This window comes from Chromohalobacter sp. HP20-39 (assembly GCF_033052815.1).
Classification (GTDB): Bacteria; Pseudomonadota; Gammaproteobacteria; order Pseudomonadales; family Halomonadaceae; genus Chromohalobacter.
Genome location: NZ_JAWHTP010000323.1, coordinates 1 through 346, shown reverse-complemented (window position 1 = coordinate 346; position 346 = coordinate 1). Strand labels below are relative to the sequence as shown.

At 64.5% G+C, this 346-nt stretch carries 1 protein-coding gene; it reads left to right on the top strand.

From position 1 onward, the window contains the following. A partial coding sequence (locus RVY79_RS18195; protein ID WP_317465938.1) for a response regulator occupies window positions 1–346 on the top strand: 346 nt, incomplete at both ends.

The window sequence follows — 346 nt, the reverse complement described above, 5'->3', positions numbered from 1 at the left end:
GCGCGGGTTCTCGGTCAACCAGGCCCACGACGGAGAGCAGGGCTTGACCGCCATTCTCCATGACGCGCCGGATCTTGTGCTGTGCGACGTCAGCATGCCCGGCATGACGGGTTTCGAGTTGCTGGAGAAACTCGGCACGCTGGCGCCGCGCTATTCCGAGATTCCCTTCGTGTTTCTCACGGCGTTCGCGCAACGCGGGTACGAACTCAAGGGCCGCCGCCTGGGGGCTGACGACTATGTGACCAAGCCAGTCGACTTCGACATCCTGAGCAGCATCATCGAGACACGGTTGGCCAAGAGCGCCCGCACGCGCAAGCCGCTGCCGGCGGTCAACCTGAGTGAGCGC